This window comes from Streptomyces sp. WAC04114 (genome assembly GCF_019733245.1).
GTDB lineage: Bacteria > Actinomycetota > Actinomycetes > Streptomycetales > Streptomycetaceae > Streptomyces > Streptomyces massasporeus_A.
Window position 1 is genome coordinate 26,484 of sequence record NZ_JAIGQA010000005.1, and the last position, 17,328, is coordinate 43,811.

Genomic DNA, 17,328 nt, shown 5'->3' on the forward strand with positions numbered 1-17,328 from the left:
TATCGCGGTGCGGTGCCACGGGTGGGGTGTCACGGTGCGTTGGCGCGGCCGCGGCACCCCGGGGCAGGTCTCGCAGGCACGGCAAAGAGCCGGCCCACCAGAGGTGGACCGGCTCTGCAGCGAACCAGCAGTGGCCGCGCGCTAGCTGAGCGTCAGCGCGAGACCTTGCCGGCCTTGATGCACGAGGTGCAAGCGTTCACGCGCTTCGGCGTCCCGCCCACCACGGTACGCACACGCTGGATGTTCGGGTTCCAGCGACGGGGCGTACGGCGGTGCGAGTGCGAGATGTTGTTGCCGAAGCCCGGCCCCTTGCCGCAGACGTCGCAGTTGGCAGCCACGGGTCACTCCAAAGACTTCAGATGCACTTACGGTTGATCCCGGCAGGCCGGGATCAAGATTCTCGGGCTCCGAGGGAGCCGGTCGAAATCTGAGTGGCGTTGCCAGGGGGAAGGCCCGATCAGATCGGGCAACCGGAGCAGCATACAACGGCTGCACCCGTAGAACGAAACTACCATGGCAGCTCAGGGGCCCGGCCCCTCCCTCTTCCGGTCGGCACCGCCCCGGGGTCTACGCTGCGAGCCACGTCCAGCAGCTCAGGGAGGCGTAGTGGCGCAGGTGCCGCAGACATTCTTCGATGCTCTCGCGGTGCGCACCTGGTGCGGTCTCGCGCTCGAGACACTGGGGCGGGCGCGTGAGGAGATCGACGCGATCAACGTCTATCCGGTGGCGGACGGCGACACCGGCACCAATCTGTATCTGACGGTGGAGTCGGCGGTCGCGGCGGTCGAGGCGGTGTTCGCGGGGCACGCGGCGGGATCCGAAGCCGCGGTGGGTGCCGGGAGAGCCGGCGCCGGGGACACGGACACCGGGAACGCGGCCGCCGGGACCGTGGGAGAGCCCACGCTCGCCGACGCCGCCCGGGCGATGGCGCACGGCGCCCTGATCGGCGCTCGCGGGAACTCCGGGACGATCCTCGCCCAGCTGCTGCGCGGCATGGCCCAGGTGCTGGCCGGCGACGACACCGCCCGCGCCGACGGCCGGGGCCTGCGGCTCGCCCTGCGGCACGCGGCCGACTCCGCCCGCAGAGCCGTCGCCCATCCCGTCGAGGGCACCGTCCTCACGGTCGCCTCGGCCGCCGCCGACGCGGCCGACGGCGCGGAGGGCGACTGCGGGACCGTGGCCCGGGCGGCCTACGACGGAGCGCGCACGGCACTCGCCGCGACCCCGGGCCAGCTGCCCGTCCTGGAACGCGCCGGGGTGGTCGACGCCGGCGGGCGGGGGCTGGTCGCGGTGCTCGGGGCGCTGGTGGAGACGTTCACGGGGGAGAGGGAGCGCACCCGGGGGGTGGCGGGGAGTGCGTGCACCGGGCTCGCCGGGGTCCCCCACGCGCGCGTGGACCCCGCCGAAGGCCAGGTCTCCGACGACGGCCACGCCCCGGCCGACGGCGCCCCGGCGGAGTGCGCCGACGGCGCCGCACCCCTGCCCGGCCAGGAAGGGCCCGCCTTCGAGGTGATCTACCTGCTGGATGCCGAGGACGCGGCCGTGGAGCGGCTGCGGGGGCGGCTCGACGCCCTCGGGGACTCCCTCGTCGTCGTCGGCGGGGACGGGCTGTGGAACGTCCACGTCCATGTCGACGACGCGGGCGCCGCCGTCGAGGCCGGCATCGAGGCCGGGCGGCCCCACCGCATCCGCATCACCCACTTCGGCGCCGGCGACGTCCACACCACCGGGGCCGAGCGGCCGCCCCGGGAGCGCGCCCAGCGGGCCGTCGTGGCCGTCGTGCCCGGCGAGGGCCTGGCCGGGCTGTACGCCGAGGCCGGCGCGACGACCGTGCTCGCCCGCCCCGGGGAGCCGCCCGCGAGCGGCGAGCTGGTCCAGGCCGTACGGCGGGCCCACGCGCGCGAGGTCGTGCTGCTGCCCAACGACGCCGACCTGCGCCACACCGCCGCGGCCGCCGCCGAGCAGGTCCGCGCGGAGGGCATCCGGGTGGCCCTGATCCCGACCCGCTCGGCGGTCCAGGGCATCGCGGCGCTGGCCGTGCACGAGCCGGACCGCCGCTTCGACGAGGACGTCGTGTCCATGACCTCCGCCGCCGGGGCCACCCGCTACGCCGAGGTCACCATCGCCGAACACCAGTCCTGGACGATGGCCGGCATCTGTCAGGCCGGTGACGTCCTGGGCCTGATCGACGGGGACGTGGCCGTGATCGGCTCCGACCTCGCGGTGACGGCCGCGGCCGTCCTGGACCGCATGCTCTCGGCCGGGGGCGAGATGGTCACCCTGGTCCTCGGCGACGATGTTCCCGACACCGTCGCCGGGCACCTGGAGGGCCGGGTCCGCGAGGGGTACCTCGCCGTCGACACGGTCGTGTACCGGGGCGGTAGGCAGGGAGCCCTGCTCCTCATCGGCGTGGAGTAGGGCGGGCCTGCCGCACAGGGCGTGCGACAGGCCGGCGCCTCCTCAGTCCGGCCGCTCCGTCAGCAGCCGGAGCAGTTGCTCCGCCTCCGCCCGCCGGGCCCGCACCGCCTCGGCCTCGCCCTCACCGTCGCCCGTCACCGCGCCGTCGTACCCCTCGTACGCAGCCAGCACCCCACGCGCGCGTGCCACCGCGTCTTCGGGGCGGTCCAGGTCGGCCTCCAGTCGGCCCGCGGCCAGTTCCGCGCCGGTGCGGCTGTGCAGGGCGCCGTCCCCGAGGGAGGCGAACACCTCCACCGCCTGGACCACTTGGGCCAGCGCCTCCTCGAACAGGTCCCGGACCGAGGCGTCTTCGATGTCCTCGACGGCGGAACGGGTCAGCAGGTCGCCGAACTGTGCGTGGGTGTGGCCGAGTTCGGCGGTCAGCTGCTGCCGGGCCTCTTCGTCGGCCGCCCCTTTCTGTGCCGCCTCGCCCTCCCGGACCGCCCCCGCCATCAGACCGCGCGCCTCGTCCAGCCCGTCCTCCTCCCGCAGGGCCAGCCAGGCGCGGGCGCGCAGGGAGCGGATCAGCCCGTGGGTGTTGCCGAGCGCGCGCCACAGGTCGCCCGCGCGGGCGTAGGCCCGGTCCGCCTCGGCCGGCAGTCCGGCCAGCCCGAGGGACTCCCCGGCCAGATGGGCGAGCGTCGCGTGGTCCTGCTGTTCGGGCCAGTGCCGGGCGATCTCGGCGGCCTGCAGGCGCCGTTCGGCGGCGGCGCGGTGCTCGCCGAGCTCGCTCAGGCAGTCGCCGAGCCACCACTGCGTCTGCACGAGGGCCCCGTCGCCGTGCGTCTCGGCGGTCAGGTCGGGCAGGGCCGCCTCCAGCACCTCCGCGGCCTCGGCCCACCGGCCCTGCCGCAGCAGGAACCCGCCGAGCTGCTGCCGCGCCCAGGCACCGAGCGTCGCCGAGTCGCCCGCCTCGTCGGCCCAGTGGGCGGCCTCCAGCGCGTGCTCGGCGGCCTCCACGGCGTCGCCCCGGCCGCCCACGACCTCTGCGAGCTGAAGGTGCAACTGGGCCCGCCCGGGCGCCTCCAGCTGCTGCCCGCCGTGCTCCAGGGCCGCCCGCAGTGCTCGTTCCGCCTGAGCCACGTCGCCGAGGTGGTGGGCGAGGGAGGCCAGCCGGGCCTCGTACTCCACCGCGAACCACGGCAACCCCGCAGCGACGAACGCCGACGCGCCCCGGGCGAACAGTTCCGCGGCCGTCTCCAGATCCCCGGCCAGCCCCGCCAGTTCCCCGAGCATCGCCTGCGCCTCGGCGACCCGCGCGGCCAGCCGCACGTCCTCCCCGGTCCGCCCGTCGACGAGTGCCAGGACCTCCCGTACGGCGGCCTTTGCCTCGCCGAGGACCGCTCCGTCGCCCTCGGCGCCGTGCGTGCGGCGCGTCAGGATCCGCGCCCGGCTCATCACGACGGACGCCGTCTGCCGTATCCCCGTGCCGTCGGCGGCGTACAGCGCGAGGACCTCGTCGTAGAGGCCGGTCACCGCCACGGCGGCGCCGTCCACGTCACCCGCGAGCGCGCGGACGTACGCCCCACGCGCGCGTGCCGCCAGGGCCTCGCCCGGGTCGTCCGCCTCCGCGTAGAGCTCGGCGGCCCGTTCGAAGAGGTCGGCCCCTTCGGGGCCGAGGGCCATCGCCTCGTGGTCGGCCATCTCGGCACGGTCGCGCGGGTCCAGCTCGACGCCCTCCGCGGCCTCGGCCGCCGCCGCCCAGGCCTCCACGGCGCCCGGCCGCAGGTGATCCGACAGCCGCCGTGCCTCGGCCAGCAGCGCGGGCAGATCCGGCTGCCCGGTCACGTGAACCGGAGCCGCGGTGGGAGCGGGCGGGGGAGTCGGCCGTACCGACCGCACTCCCAGCGGCAGCCGCTCCACCAGCGGTTGCCGTGCCATACGCGCGCGTGCCCGCTCGCTCACATGGGCCGTGCCGTTGCGTTCGTCGAAGCGCGCCGCCAGGGCGAGGGCCTCCCCGCGCGCGTGCGCGGCGAGTTCGCGGGCGGTCCACTCCCGCCCGGCCGGACCCGGCACCTGCCGGTCGCCCAGCCCGAGCACGGTCAGCCGGTCCATCAGCAGGGCCACCACGCTCATGAAGTCGAGCCTGCTCCGCGGCTGCCCGTCGTCCGTGAAGTACGCCGGGCGCTCCGCGAGCAGCTCCAGGCCCCGTGCCTCGTTGCCGGTCAGCGCGCAGAACTCCACGTGGTCCGCGTACGCGCCGCGCATGCTCTCCATCGCCCGGACGAGCCGGAAGCCCCGCAGATGGCAGGCCCGGGCCTCGTCGAGGCGGCCCAGCCGCAGCAGCGGCACCAGACAGGAGGCGAGGGCCGTGTGCGGCTCGTGGGCGCAGGTGTACTCGCCCTCCAGCACCGGCCGCCACAGCTCCAGCGCCTCGGCGTCCCGCCCCTGCTCCGCCTGCCACCAGCCCTGGCCGTGCAGCTCGCAGGCGTGGCAGTCGGCCATGCTGTCCCGGTCGGCGGCCAGCCACGCGGCGTACGCCCGCTCGGCCCGCGCCACGTCACCGACATGCGCCGCCACGCTGTGCTCGGCGCTGCGCACGGCCCGCTCGGAGTGCCCGGCGAGCCGGTAGCGGTGCTCCATCTCGCCGAGCCACTTCTCGATCGACGTCAGCGGGATGTGCGGCTGGTCGAGCATGCCGGCCGAGACCCATTTGAAGACCCAGTGCAGCGAGTGGGTCTCGTACTCGTCGAAGTCCTCGGGCCGTTCGTCCCACATGCGCAGCAGCCGCGCGAAGGGGACGAACATCTTCCCCTTCTCGGAACTGTAGTTGTAGACCTTCAGCTGGTGCCCGAGCGCCTCGATCACGGCGAGCGGGATGTTCAGCTTCTCGGCCGCCGTCAGCAGCTCCTCCGCGCGCGTGTTGCGGGCCGGCCCCTCCGGCTGCCCGGAGTTCTCCGCCATCGCCGCGCGCAGGGCGTCGAAGTCCGTGATCTCGCTCATGCCCGACCGTCCTCGCTGTGCGTGGCCCACTCCAGGAGACCGATGAACGCGCGGTTGAGCAGAGCCGAGTCGGCCGGCCTGAGCGGCCGCTGCGCCATCAGCAGCGCCTGCCCGTACAGCGACTCCGCGGCCGTGCCGATCAGCTCCGGGTCGGGCAGCGCGCTGATCCGCCGCACGAGCGGGTTGAGATGGTTCAGCACCAGACGCGCGCGGGGAGCGCTGCCCCGCAGGGACCCGAGGATGCCCGCCCACAGGTCGTCGGCCTGCGCCTCGGCGTCCGCCCGGGCCTGCTCGTGCCGCGCGTCCCGGTCGTCCAGGTGCAGCGCGGGCACCGACAGCGGGTGGAAGGCCCGCAGCACGACGTCGCAGCCCAGCGGGTCGAGCCGGGCCCGGGCCGCCGCCAGGAAGCCCGACAGGGCCAGCTCCTCGGCCGGGTCGACCGCGTCCAGATGCGCGGTGACCGTCTCCGCGTCCAGCTCGGCGACCACGGTGCCCGGCCGCACCGACGGCAGCGCCTGCACCAGCTCGCTGTCGTAGGTGTAGCCGCCGTTGATCACACCGATGCCCTGCGCGGACGCGATCGGCGCGACCTGCCGGAACTCCTCGACGGTCCGCGTGAAGTGCACCACGGTGTGCCGCTGCGCGAACTCCTCCAGGGACAGCCGCCCGTCGGTCGTCTCGAACGGCAGCCACGGCAGCATCGTGCGCAGCATCTCCCGGTCGTGCCGGGCCAGCGACTTCACGCCCAGGTGGTGCACCGAGAGGAACGCGGCCAGCCGCTCGGGATCCCCGGCCGCCAGCCCCGTGAGCCACGCCCGGATCCGCTCGCCCAGCGCCTCCCGCACCCCGGCCAGCGTCTCGTCCTCGTACAGCGCCTCGCGTGACGCCGTGGGCCGCAGACTGTCCGTGTCGAGCACACAGCGCACGAAGAACGCCCAGTCGGGCAGCAGCTGTTCGGCCCGCTCGGTCAGCAGCATGCCCTTCAGGTGCACCCGGTGCCCCGCGCGCTGGGCGGGGCTCACCGCCGACGGCAGTACGTACGCCACCCCGCGGATGCCGGCCAGCGGCACGGACAGGTCGATCGTGTCCAGCGGGGTGAAGCCGAACAGGTCGTGGCAGTGCCGGGCGAGGGCGACCCGGCGCGCGGCCGGGCCCGGGTACGGACGGTCCCAGGGCGCCGGAAGGTCGGTGACCGCCTCGTCGCCGACCCGGACGTCGTACGGCAGCAGCGACCCGAAGTCCCGGGCCAGCTCCGCGACCCGCCCGGGCGCGAGCCACTCCGCGGCCCCCGCCCGGGCCACCAGATGCACCGTCGTGCCCGGTTCGGGCCGCTCGGCGTCCGGCAGCGTCCGCACGGTGTAGGAACCGTCGTCGGACGCCGTCCACTCCACCGGCGGCGCCCCGGGCGTGCGGGCACTGCGGCTGACGACCCGGATCCGCTCAACGACCACGAAACAGGCCAGCAGCCCGATGCCGAACTGCCCCAGGAAGTCGGACCGGGCCTCCTCCAGCCCCTCGGCGCGCTTGGAACTGCGCCCGATGGTGGCCAGCAGGCTGTGCACGTCCGCCTCGGTGAGCCCCACGCCGGTGTCCTCGACACGCAGGGCACCGCCCTCGGCGTACAGCCGCACCCGGGCAGGGGCGTCGGGCTCGTCCGCGCGACGGGCCGTGACGGCGTCCACGGCGTTCTGCAGCAGCTCGCGCAGATAGACCTTGGGGCTGGAGTAGAGGTGGTGGGAGAGCAGGTCCACCAGACCACGCAGGTCGACCTGGAACGTATGAGGTGGCTGGGGCGAAGGGGAGGGCTGGGATGCCTGTGAGGTCTGGGAGTCCATCTTCACGGCGCCGGTGGGGGACTCGCGACGGCGCGGGGTCGGGCGGTCCCGGTGGGGCGGTGACCGCGAAGGAGGGCCGGGGGCGCGTCATCCTAAGACCCGAACCAGCGGCGTGACCAGGGGTTTCCGGGATCTTTACGACGATCCGGCCGCGGCCTGGAAGCCATTGTCAGTGGCGTGGTGTGCAATGGATCTCGTGCCCGCACTGGAAGAACCCCTGCGACAACCGCTGAAGTCGGTGCTCGGCCCCGCCACCGCGAAGGTGATGGCCGAGCACCTCGGCCTGCTCACCGTCGGCGACCTCCTCCACCACTACCCGCGCAGATACGAGGAGCGCGGCCAGCTCACCCACCTCGCCGACCTCCCCATGGACGAGCACGTCACGGTGGTCGCGCAGGTCGCCGATGCCCGACTGCACACCTTCGCCTCCGCCAAGGCCCCGCGCGGCAAGGGCCAGCGCCTGGAGGTCACGATCACGGACGGCAGCGGCCGGCTCCAACTGGTCTTCTTCGGCGCGGGCGTCCACAAGCCCCACAAGGAACTCCTGCCGGGCACCCGCGCGATGTTCGCGGGCAAGGTCTCCGTCTTCAACCGCCGCCTCCAACTCGCCCATCCGGCTTATGAGTTGCTGCGCGGCGACCCGGAGGAGTCCGTCGAGACCTGGGCGGGCGCCCTGATTCCGATCTACCCCGCCACCGCCAAGCTCGAGTCCTGGAAGATCGGCAAGGCGATCCAGACGGTTCTGCCCACCGCCCAGGAGGCCGTCGACCCGCTCCCGGACACCCTGCGCGAGGGCCGCGGCCTGGTCCCGCTCCCCGAGGCCCTCCTCAAGATCCACCGCCCGCACACCAAGGCGGACATCGAGGACGCCCGCTCCCGCCTCAAGTGGGACGAGGCCTTCGTCCTCCAGGTCGCCCTGGCCCGCCGCCGCCACGCGGACGCCCAACTCCCCGCCGTCCCGCGCAAGCCGGCCCCCGACGGCCTCCTCACCGCCTTCGATGCCCGCCTCCCCTTCACCCTCACCGACGGCCAGCAGCGCGTCTCGAGAGAGATCTTCGACGACCTGGCCACCGACCATCCGATGCACCGGCTGTTGCAGGGGGAGGTGGGTTCGGGCAAGACCCTGGTCGCCCTGCGCGCCATGCTCGCCGTGGTCGACGCCGGTGGGCAGGCCGCCATGCTCGCGCCCACCGAAGTGCTCGCTCAGCAGCACCACCGGTCCGTCGTCGAGATGATGGGCGAGCTGGCCGAGGGCGGCATGCTGGGCGGGGCCGAGCAGGCCACCAAGGTCGTGCTGCTCACCGGCTCCATGGGAGCGGCCGCCCGGCGGCACGCCCTGCTCGACCTCACCACCGGCGAGGCCGGCATCGTCATCGGCACGCACGCGCTGATCGAGGACAAGGTGCAGTTCCACGACCTGGGCCTGGTCGTGGTCGACGAACAGCACCGCTTCGGCGTCGAGCAGCGCGACGCCCTGCGCGGCAAGGGCAAACAGCCCCCGCATCTGCTCGTCATGACCGCCACACCCATCCCGCGCACGGTCGCCATGACCGTCTTCGGCGATCTGGAGACCTCCGTCCTCGACCAGCTCCCGGCCGGCCGCTCCCCGATCGCCAGCCATGTGGTCCCGGCCGCCGACAAGCCCCACTTCCTGTCCCGCGCGTGGGAAAGGGTCCGCGAGGAGGTGGAGAACGGCCACCAGGCCTACATCGTCTGCCCCCGCATCGGCGACGAGGAGGACGACCCCAAGAAGTCCGCCAGGAAGAAGTCCCCGGAGGACGAGGCGGAGAAGCGCCCGCCCCTCGCCGTCCTCGACGTGGCCGACCAGCTGGCCAAGGGCCCCCTGCAGGGCCTGCGGGTGGAGGTGCTCCACGGCAGGATGCACCCCGACGACAAGGACGCCGTGATGCGCCGCTTCGCCGCCGGCGAGACCCATGTCCTGGTCGCCACGACGGTCATCGAGGTCGGCGTCAACGTCCCCAACGCCACCGCCATGGTGATCATGGACGCCGACCGCTTCGGCGTCTCCCAGCTCCACCAGCTGCGCGGCCGCGTCGGCCGCGGCTCGGCCCCCGGCCTCTGCCTCCTGGTCACGGAGATGCCCGAGGCGAGCCCGGCCCGCCAGCGGCTGAACGCCGTCGCCTCCACGCTCGACGGCTTCGAGCTCTCCCGCATCGACCTGGAACAACGCCGCGAGGGAGACGTCTTGGGCCAGGCTCAGTCGGGTGCCCGCACATCCTTGAAGGTCCTCGCCGTCATCGAGGACGAGGAGATCATCGCCGAGGCCAGACAGGAAGCGACGGCCGTCGTGGCCGACGACCCGGAGCTGACCCGTCTCCCCGCTCTCCGGACGGCTCTGGACGCCCTCTTGGACGAGGAAAGGGAGCAGTACCTGGAAAAGGGGTGAGTGACGCCGCCCCAGGGGCGCGGGGCTGTAAGCCATATGCGGCTACCGCCGCGCGGGCGCGACCAGCCACACTGAACCTTGATGCAACCCACAACCAAGGACCCGAGATGACCCGCGTGATCGCCGGCACAGCCGGCGGACGTCGACTCGCCGTACCCCCCGGCACCGGCACCCGCCCCACCTCCGACCGCGCACGCGAAGGCCTCTTCTCCACCTGGCAGTCCCTCCTCGGCGGTCCCCTGGACGGCGAGCGCGTCCTCGACCTGTACGCGGGATCCGGGGCCGTGGGCCTGGAAGCCCTCTCCCGGGGCGCCGGCCACACCCTCCTCGTCGAAGCCGACGCCAAAGCCGTCCGCACGGTCCGCGAGAACGTCAAGAACCTCGGCCTCCCCGGCGCCGACGTCAGAGCGGGCAAAGCGGAACAGATCATCCGCGCGACACCCCCTGGCGACCCCTACGACCTCGTCTTCCTCGATCCCCCGTACGCCGTCACGGACGACGATCTTCGGGAGATCCTCCTCACACTCCGCACCGAGGGCTGGCTCGCGGAGGAAGCCCTCGTCACCGTGGAGCGCAGCACCAGAGGCGGTGAATTCCGGTGGCCCGAGGGCTTCGAACCCCTGAGGGCCCGTCGCTACGGCGAGGGAACGTTTTGGTACGGTCGCGCCGCCTCTACGTGCGAAGACGCACGATGACCGGACCGGAGAGCGAGGGATCACAAGTGCGCCGCGCCGTCTGTCCCGGGTCGTTCGACCCGATCACCAACGGACACCTCGACATCATCTCCCGCGCCTCCAGGCTGTACGACGAGGTCTACGTCGCGGTGATGATCAACCAGGCCAAGAAGGGCCTGTTCGAGATCGAGGAGCGGATCGACCTGATCCGCCGGGTCACCGCCGAGTACGGCAACGTCCGTGTGGAGGCCTTCCACGGCCTGCTCGTCGACTTCTGCAAGCAGCGCGACATCCCCGCCATCGTCAAGGGCCTGCGCGCGGTCAGCGACTTCGACTACGAGCTGCAGATGGCCCAGATGAACAACGGCCTCTCGGGCGTGGAGACCCTCTTCATCCCCACCAACCCCACCTACAGCTTCCTGTCGTCCTCCCTGGTCAAGGAGGTCGCGACCTGGGGCGGCGACGTCTCCCACCTGGTCCCGGCCGAGGTCCTCGGCGAGCTCACCGAGCGCCTGAGGAAGGACTGAACCGTCCCCCGGGGCCCCTGTGGGGCCTGACTGCCCGTCACCCGGTGTCCGCCGTGGACCCCATGGCCGTACAGTCGTCCCGTCCGTCTCCAACGCATCTGTAGAGAGTGGCGAGCACACGGTGGACGTGCAGAAGAAGCTCGACGAGATCGTCTCCGCGGTCTCCGGCGCCAGGTCCATGCCCATGTCGGCCTCGTGCGTGGTCAACCGCGCCGACCTGCTCGCGATGCTGGAGGAGGTGCGCGCGGCCCTGCCCGACTCCCTCGCCCAGGCCCAGGAGCTGATCGGTGGCCGCGAGCAGATGGTCGAGCAGGCACGCCAGGAGGCCCAGCAGATCATCGAGAGCGCGCACGCCGAGCGCGGGTCGCTGACCTCCGGTACCGAGGTCGCCCGCCGTTCCCAGGCCGAGGCCGACCGGATCCTCGCCGAGGCCCGCCAGGAGGCCGAGGAGATCCGCGCCGAGGCCGACGAGTACGTCGACTCCAAGCTCGCCAACTTCGAGGTCGTCCTCACCAAGACCCTGGGCTCCGTCGGCCGCGGCCGCGAGAAGCTCCTGGGCACCGGCCCCGGCACCGACGAGCAGGGCTACGAGGACGAGGACGCCCCCGAGCGCAGCCACGACCCGGAGACCCAGCGCCGCAGCGCCGACGAGTACGTCGACGTCAAGCTGGGTGCCTTCGAGGCGGTCCTCGCCAAGACGCTGGAGGCCGTCGGCCGCGGCCGGCAGAAGCTGCACGGCCGGATCGCCACCGACGACCTCGGTGCCCTCGCCGACGACACGGGCACCGTCCAGCACTCCAGCGACGCCGACTACCTCGCCGACCTGGCCGCCCTCGCCGAGCGGGAGGCCCCGGCCGGGCAGCCCGCCCACCAGCAGGACTACGCGCAGCCGACGTACGCCCCGGCCGCCGGCTACGCCCCGGCGGGAGGCGACCCGGTCCAGCAGCAGGATCCGTACGCCGGCTACCCGCAGCAGGCCTACGCGGCCCAGCAGGACCCCTACGGCTACCAGCACGCCGATCCCTACGCGTACCAGGGCTACGACCCCCAGCAGGCGGCGTACGACCCGAACCAGGCCCAGCAGCAGGCGCAGCAGCAGGGCCACCACGCCCAGCAGGGGTACGCCCTCGACGAGACCAGCCTCTTCGACACCGGCATGATCAGCGCCGAGCAGTTGCGGGCCTACGAGCAGGGCCGCGGCCAGGGCTGAGCACCGGATTGGGCCGACAGCGAAAGGTCCAGTATCCTGGCTCTTCGGTCGCGCGTACGTCCGCGATCAACGCTGCCCGGGAACACCGAAGGGCAGCGTGCCCCGAGCTCACCAGATCGAAAGCAGGAATGGCCCTGAACGCCCGCCTCGACCACCGCAACCCCCTCGTGTTCGACACACACGAGCTGGGCCGGCGGCCTGGTGCGCTGCAGCGCCTGACCCGCACGGTCGACGCTCCCACGGACCTCGGTATCCAGGGAGTCATCGGAGTGCCGGAAGGCGCCCCGGTGGAGCTCGAACTCCGCCTGGAGTCGGTCATGGAAGGGGTGCTCGTCACAGGCACCGCCCGTGCCGCCGCCCAGGGGGAGTGCGTAAGGTGTCTGGAGCCGCTCGAGCAGGAGCTCGAAGCGGAGTTCCAGGAGATGTTCTCGTACCCTGACGCCGACGACCGGGGCCGCGTGATCGCGGAACCGGGCGACGACGCCGAGGACGACGAGGACAGGCTCTTCCTCGAGGACGGCTTGTTCGACCTCGAGCCCGTGCTGCGTGATGCGGTGGTGCTCGCACTGCCGATGCAGCCGGTGTGCCGGGAAGACTGCCCCGGTCTGTGCGCCGAGTGCGGCGCGCGGCTGGCGGACGACCCGGACCACCACCACGACGCCGTCGACATCCGTTGGGCGGCACTGCAGGGACTCGCCGGCACCATGAAGGACGGCGAGAAGGACGAGATGAGCGGCGCCGAAGCGGAAGCGGGCGTCGACGAGAAGCAGGAGAAGTAGCCGTGGCTGTTCCGAAGCGGAAGATGTCGCGCAGCAACACGCGCCACCGCCGGTCGCAGTGGAAGGCTGCGGTCCCCACCCTGGTTGCGTGCGAGCGCTGCCACGAGCCCAAGCAGCAGCACATCGCGTGCCCGTCTTGCGGCACCTACAACAAGCGCCAGGTCCTCGAGGTCTGAGCGGCTGGTGAGAGGCACTGTGTCCACGCCTAAGAACAAGTCTTCCCGTGCGAGCGGGAGTGCTCCGGCGGACAACCAGGCCTCGTCCCACACGCTTCTGGAAGGGCGGCTCGGCTACAAGCTCGAGTCCGCCCTTCTGGTGCGCGCACTGACCCACCGGTCGTACGCATACGAGAACGGCGGTCTGCCGACCAACGAGCGCCTGGAGTTCCTCGGGGACTCCGTCCTCGGCCTCGTGGTCACGGACACGCTGTACCGCACCCACCCCGACCTCCCAGAAGGCCAGCTGGCCAAGCTGCGGGCCGCGGTGGTGAACTCGCGTGCGCTCGCCGAGGTGGGCCGCGGGCTCGACCTGGGCTCCTTCATCCGGCTCGGCCGGGGCGAAGAGGGCACGGGTGGCCGGGACAAGGCGTCCATCCTCGCCGACACGCTGGAAGCGGTGATCGGCGCGGTCTACCTCGACCAGGGACTGGACTCGGCGGCGGAGCTGGTGCACCGCCTGTTCGACCCCCTGATCGAAAAGTCTTCGAACCTCGGAGCCGGCCTGGACTGGAAGACCAGTCTCCAGGAGCTCACCGCGACCGAGGGGCTCGGTGTTCCCGAGTACCTGGTCACGGAGACCGGCCCCGACCATGAGAAGACCTTCACTGCTGCCGCCCGCGTCGGAGGCGTCTCGTACGGCACCGGCACCGGCCGCAGCAAGAAGGAGGCGGAGCAGCAGGCCGCCGAGTCCGCATGGCGGTCCATCCGGGCCGCGGCGGACGAGCGTGCCAAGGCGGCGAAGGCCGCCGAGGAGACGCAGACGGCAGCTGCTCAGGCCGCCCGGACGGTCACCGACGGCCCTGCCGACGGCTGACCGCCGCCGCCCCTTTCCGGGGGGCGGCACGCACAGCGCACCCGAGCGCCCGCCCCTGCCCGGGGCGGGCGCTCGCGTCATCCACAGGTACGTGACGGGGGACCCCATGCCCGAGTTGCCCGAGGTCGAGGTCGTACGGCGCGGTCTCGAGCGGTGGGTCGCCCACCGGACCGTCGCCGAGGCCGAGGTGCTGCACCCGCGCGCGGTGCGCCGCCACCTCGCGGGCGCCGACGACTTCGCGCACCGCCTGAAAGGCCACCGCATCGGCGTGCCCAGCCGCCGCGGCAAGTACCTGTGGCTGCCCCTGGAGGACACGGACCAGTCGATCCTGGCCCACCTCGGCATGAGCGGCCAGCTGCTGGTGCAGCCGCACACGGCCCCGGACGAGAAGCACCTGCGCATCCGCGTCCGCTTCACGGACACCCTGGACACCGAACTCCGCTTCGTCGACCAGCGCACCTTCGGCGGCCTCTCGCTGCACGAGACCACCCCCGACGGCCTGCCCGATGTCATCGCGCACATCGCCCGGGACCCGCTCGACGAGCTCTTCGACGACGAGGCCTTCCACCAGGCGCTGCGCCGCAAGCGGTCCACGATCAAGCGGGCCCTGCTGGACCAGTCGCTGATCAGCGGCGTCGGCAACATCTACGCGGACGAGGCCCTGTGGCGCGCCCGCATCCACTACGAGCGCCCGACGGCCGGCTTCACGCGCCCGCGCACCCTGATGCTCCTGGGCCATGTGCGGGACGTGATGAACGCTGCCCTCTCCGTGGGCGGCACCAGCTTCGACAGCCTGTACGTCAACGTCAACGGCGAGTCGGGGTACTTCGACCGGTCGCTCGACGCGTACGGCCGTGAGGGCCTGCCCTGCCGGCGCTGCGGCACGCCCATGCGGCGGCGGCCCTGGATGAACCGGTCGAGCTACTACTGCCCGACGTGCCAGCGGCCGCCGCGGATCACGCCCTAGCGGAGTCGTACCGCTCGCGCGCGGCCAGGACCTCGTCCATGCTGCCCTCCACGAAGTGGATCAGGGCGAGCAGCCGCTCGGCCACCTGGCGTCCCAGCGGCGTCAGTTCGTAGTCCACCCGGGGCGGATTGGTCGGCTGGGCCTCGCGGTGGACGAGGCCGTCGCGCTCCAGGGCGTGCAGCGTCTGGGACAGCATCTTCTCGCTCACCCCGTCGACCCGGCGGCGCAGCTCGTTGAAGCGGAGCGAGCCCTCATACAGGGCGCCGAGCGTGAGGCCGCCCCAGCGGCCCATGACGTGCTCCAGCGTGCCGCGCGACGGACAGGCCTTGGCGAACACGTTGTACGGGAGGTCGCCGAGCCCCTCCGTGAGCTCCTGGGTGGTGGTCATGCGACCAGGGTACGCCAGCACAGCGCTAACCGACAGGTTGCACTAACTGCAAGTTAGTGCCCTTCTCCGGGCTGGAACAGCAGCACCGGCTCCGAGCGCGACCTGAACCGCCGCCCGGCGCTCAGACCAACGAGGGCCTGGCCGCCGCCTGGGCGTGGTCAGCCGGGCTCAGTAGCCGAAGTTCTGCGTCCACCAAGGGCCGCCCGAGCCGAGCTCGACGCCGACGCCCAGCGTCTTGAAGTCGCAGTTCAGTATGTTCGCGCGGTGGCCGGGGCTGTTCATCCAGGCGTCCATCACGGCCGCGGCGTCGGCCTGGCCGCGGGCGATGTTCTCGCCGCCGAGGTTGGATATCCCGGCCTTCTCGGCCCGGTCCCAGGGGGTGCTGCCGTCCGGGTCGGTGTGGTCGAAGAAGCCCCGCGCGGCCATGTCCTCGCTGTAGCTCTGGGCCAGCCCCGCCAGAGCGCTGCTGGCGGCGACCGGGCTGCAGCCGACCTTGGCCCGCTCCTCGTTCACGAGGCTGAGGACCTTGGCCGCCGCGGCGGACTCCCCGGACAGGGCGGCGGAGGCGCTGGGCTTCTTCGGCGCCTCCGTGGCCGTCCGCGAGGGCGTGTTGTCCGGCTTCTTGCTCGGAGTGGCCGCCGGCGTCTTCTTCTCCGGGGTCTTCTCCTGCGTCTTCTCCGGCTTCTCCGGCGTCTTCGTCGGCGCGGCCGACGACTTCGAGGCGGACGGCGACGGCGAGTCGGAACGCTCGGCGTCCCGGCTGGTGGGCGCCTCGCCACGGCTGTCGGCGCTGCCGGAGGTGCCGCCCTGTTCGACCGGGGTGTTCGTCGGCGTGTTTCCGGCCTGGACCTTGTCGGCCCCGCCGCCTCCGCCGAGCTTGTAGTTGTCGAGGCCGGGCACGGCGCCGGTGGCGACCGCGACCGTGCCGAGGGCGACGGCGGCGGAGACTCCGAGCAGACCGGTGCGCATGGGGCGGGCGGTCTTCTTGCGGCGGCGGTGCGAACCGGCACGCCGCGCGCCACCGTCAGGCGTGAAGCCGTCGCTCGCGAACCCGTCACTGGCGAAGAGGGCCGTGTCCTCGAAGCGGTCACCCGCGGCGGACGCCGCGTCCCCGAAGAGGTAGGCCTCGGTCGTCGCGTAGCTGCCGGCGTACGCCTCCGGGTTCAGATAGGGCGCGATGCCCATCGTCGGGGCGTCGTCCGCGGTGGGGTACAGCGGATCGTGGCCCCCCGCGAAGCCGTCGGGGTGGGTGATTCCCGTGGCGCGGCCCGTGGCGGCGCGGCCGGCGTCCGAGCGTCGGTGGCGTCCCATGTCCTGGCCTTCCTCGTCCTGGCGGTCGACTCATCCTCGAGATCAACACCAAACTCACTCGATCGTGTGAGTTTCATATGAGATTCGTTGAGGGGGGACGGTACCGCATGGCGCAAGTGGAGGAAGTGCCCGGAGAGAGATTGGACGGTTAGGTTGCAGTCATGAGCGAGGATGTGCGACTGGTCGCCTGGGTGCGTGGACGCGTCCAAGGTGTGGGTTTCCGCTGGTTCACGCGGGCCAAGGCGTTGGAGATCGGCGGCCTGAGTGGCTTTGCTCTCAATTTGGGCGACGGCCGGGTCCAGGTGGTCGCCGAGGGCGGGCGCGAGGGCTGCGAAGGGCTGCTGGAGTGGCTCCACGGTGACGACACGCCCGGACGCGTGGACGGTGTCACCGAGATCTGGGACACACCTCGCGGCGGCTACGACGGCTTCGCCATCCGGTGATCACTCCCGCCGGGCGGCCCCCTGGGCCGCCCGCGGACGTGCCGCAGGCGGCCGTCCCGGAGGGAAACTCGCTGGTGATTGCCAGAACCGCTTGCCTTGGCCCGCTCCACACGCAAGGATGATCGCCACGCCCCTAGGGCCCCGCAGAAGCCGCAGTACGGCCGTTTCCAGGCCGCGCGTGCCCGGGTCGCCCCCCAATACGGGGCGTGATCGTGTTGACCGTCAAACTTTTTGGTGAGACGCTGAAAGCCCCGCGCACCTTAGCTGTTTGGCATGGCTGAACGGCAGCACAACTCCAGGCCCTGCCAAGACCGCGGGTGCGAATCCCTCACGACCCACACCGCAGCGGTCGGTC

Annotated in this window: 15 protein-coding genes; 10 read left to right on the forward strand and 5 right to left on the reverse strand. The window is 72.5% G+C overall.

The genetic code is table 11. The features are described from left to right. Nucleotides 1-152: 152 nt before the first annotated feature. Entirely contained in the window at nt 153-338 is a 186-nt protein-coding gene (gene rpmB / locus K4G64_RS02995; protein ID WP_004924906.1) for a 50S ribosomal protein L28, read from the reverse strand. A 268-nt stretch (nt 339-606) separates the two neighbouring features. Between rpmB and K4G64_RS03000 the strand changes: the two genes are divergently transcribed. Further along, entirely contained in the window at nt 607-2,418 is a 1,812-nt protein-coding gene (locus K4G64_RS03000) for a DAK2 domain-containing protein (RefSeq protein ID WP_221754444.1), read from the forward strand. A 42-nt stretch (nt 2,419-2,460) separates the two neighbouring features. On the opposite strand, the gene K4G64_RS03005 is transcribed toward K4G64_RS03000, so the two are convergent. Next, nucleotides 2,461-5,400, reverse strand: coding sequence for a tetratricopeptide repeat protein (locus K4G64_RS03005; protein ID WP_221754445.1), 2,940 nt, complete (start codon nt 5,398-5,400; stop codon nt 2,461-2,463). Then, nucleotides 5,397-7,235 (reverse strand): HSP90 family protein, encoded by a 1,839-nt coding sequence (locus tag K4G64_RS03010; RefSeq protein WP_221754446.1) that lies wholly within the window; start codon nt 7,233-7,235, stop codon nt 5,397-5,399. Before K4G64_RS03010 ends, K4G64_RS03005 begins: the two co-directional genes overlap by 4 nt. Before the next feature lie 187 nt (nt 7,236-7,422). On the opposite strand from K4G64_RS03010, the gene recG reads away from it, so the two are divergent. The 8 genes from recG to mutM all read left to right on the forward strand — a co-directional run bounded on the left by recG (nt 7,423) and on the right by mutM (nt 14,831). Further along, nucleotides 7,423-9,642 carry an ATP-dependent DNA helicase RecG gene (gene recG / locus K4G64_RS03015; protein WP_221754447.1) on the forward strand — a complete coding sequence of 740 codons (2,220 nt, stop codon included), beginning with the start codon at nt 7,423-7,425 and terminating at the stop codon, nt 9,640-9,642. A gap of 107 nt (nt 9,643-9,749) precedes the next feature. After that, nucleotides 9,750-10,337 carry a 16S rRNA (guanine(966)-N(2))-methyltransferase RsmD gene (gene rsmD / locus K4G64_RS03020; RefSeq protein WP_221754448.1) on the forward strand — a complete coding sequence of 196 codons (588 nt, stop codon included), beginning with the start codon at nt 9,750-9,752 and terminating at the stop codon, nt 10,335-10,337. 26 nt (nt 10,338-10,363) lie between these two features. After that, entirely contained in the window at nt 10,364-10,843 is a 480-nt protein-coding gene (coaD, locus tag K4G64_RS03025; RefSeq protein ID WP_185012222.1) for a pantetheine-phosphate adenylyltransferase, read from the forward strand. 121 nt (nt 10,844-10,964) lie between these two features. Beyond that, nucleotides 10,965-12,053, forward strand: coding sequence for an ATP synthase F0 subunit B (locus tag K4G64_RS03030; protein WP_221754449.1), 1,089 nt, complete (start codon nt 10,965-10,967; stop codon nt 12,051-12,053). Between the two features lie 128 nt (nt 12,054-12,181). Beyond that, nucleotides 12,182-12,832: a DUF177 domain-containing protein gene (locus K4G64_RS03035; protein WP_221754450.1), complete on the forward strand. Its 651-nt coding sequence runs from the start codon at nt 12,182-12,184 to the stop codon at nt 12,830-12,832. A gap of 2 nt (nt 12,833-12,834) precedes the next feature. Next, complete coding sequence (rpmF, locus tag K4G64_RS03040) at nt 12,835-13,008, forward strand: 50S ribosomal protein L32 (RefSeq protein WP_003951102.1); 174 nt, start codon at nt 12,835-12,837, stop codon at nt 13,006-13,008. 7 nt (nt 13,009-13,015) lie between these two features. Then, nucleotides 13,016-13,864, forward strand: coding sequence for a ribonuclease III (rnc, locus tag K4G64_RS03045; RefSeq protein WP_190902766.1), 849 nt, complete (start codon nt 13,016-13,018; stop codon nt 13,862-13,864). A 106-nt stretch (nt 13,865-13,970) separates the two neighbouring features. Beyond that, nucleotides 13,971-14,831, forward strand: a complete 861-nt coding sequence (mutM, locus tag K4G64_RS03050; RefSeq protein WP_221754451.1) for a bifunctional DNA-formamidopyrimidine glycosylase/DNA-(apurinic or apyrimidinic site) lyase — start codon at nt 13,971-13,973, stop codon at nt 14,829-14,831. On the opposite strand, the gene K4G64_RS03055 is transcribed toward mutM, so the two are convergent. Together K4G64_RS03055 and K4G64_RS03060 are read right to left on the reverse strand one after the other, a co-directional pair. Continuing rightward, nucleotides 14,821-15,219, reverse strand: coding sequence for a helix-turn-helix domain-containing protein (locus tag K4G64_RS03055; RefSeq protein ID WP_190902768.1), 399 nt, complete (start codon nt 15,217-15,219; stop codon nt 14,821-14,823). The two genes, mutM and K4G64_RS03055, sit on opposite strands and share 11 nt — an antisense overlap. A gap of 168 nt (nt 15,220-15,387) precedes the next feature. Further along, nucleotides 15,388-16,530: a CAP domain-containing protein gene (locus K4G64_RS03060; RefSeq protein ID WP_221754452.1), complete on the reverse strand. Its 1,143-nt coding sequence runs from the start codon at nt 16,528-16,530 to the stop codon at nt 15,388-15,390. Between the two features lie 161 nt (nt 16,531-16,691). Here K4G64_RS03060 and K4G64_RS03065 point away from each other — a divergent pair, with 161 nt between their 5' ends. Further along, nucleotides 16,692-16,973 carry an acylphosphatase gene (locus tag K4G64_RS03065; protein WP_190902770.1) on the forward strand — a complete coding sequence of 94 codons (282 nt, stop codon included), beginning with the start codon at nt 16,692-16,694 and terminating at the stop codon, nt 16,971-16,973. Nucleotides 16,974-17,328: the final 355 nt, after the last annotated feature.

Coding starts and splice junctions, on each gene's coding strand:
- rsmD (WP_221754448.1), top strand. CDS start 9,750: ATGACCCGCGTGATCGCCGGCACAGCCGGCGGACGTCGACTCGCCGTA.
- K4G64_RS03055 (WP_190902768.1), bottom strand. CDS start 15,219: ATGACCACCACCCAGGAGCTCACGGAGGGGCTCGGCGACCTCCCGTAC.
- K4G64_RS03035 (WP_221754450.1), top strand. CDS start 12,182: ATGGCCCTGAACGCCCGCCTCGACCACCGCAACCCCCTCGTGTTCGAC.
- K4G64_RS03060 (WP_221754452.1), bottom strand. CDS start 16,530: ATGGGACGCCACCGACGCTCGGACGCCGGCCGCGCCGCCACGGGCCGC.
- mutM (WP_221754451.1), top strand. CDS start 13,971: ATGCCCGAGTTGCCCGAGGTCGAGGTCGTACGGCGCGGTCTCGAGCGG.
- recG (WP_221754447.1), top strand. CDS start 7,423: ATGGATCTCGTGCCCGCACTGGAAGAACCCCTGCGACAACCGCTGAAG.
- K4G64_RS03010 (WP_221754446.1), bottom strand. CDS start 7,235: ATGGACTCCCAGACCTCACAGGCATCCCAGCCCTCCCCTTCGCCCCAG.
- K4G64_RS03005 (WP_221754445.1), bottom strand. CDS start 5,400: ATGAGCGAGATCACGGACTTCGACGCCCTGCGCGCGGCGATGGCGGAG.
- K4G64_RS03065 (WP_190902770.1), top strand. CDS start 16,692: ATGAGCGAGGATGTGCGACTGGTCGCCTGGGTGCGTGGACGCGTCCAA.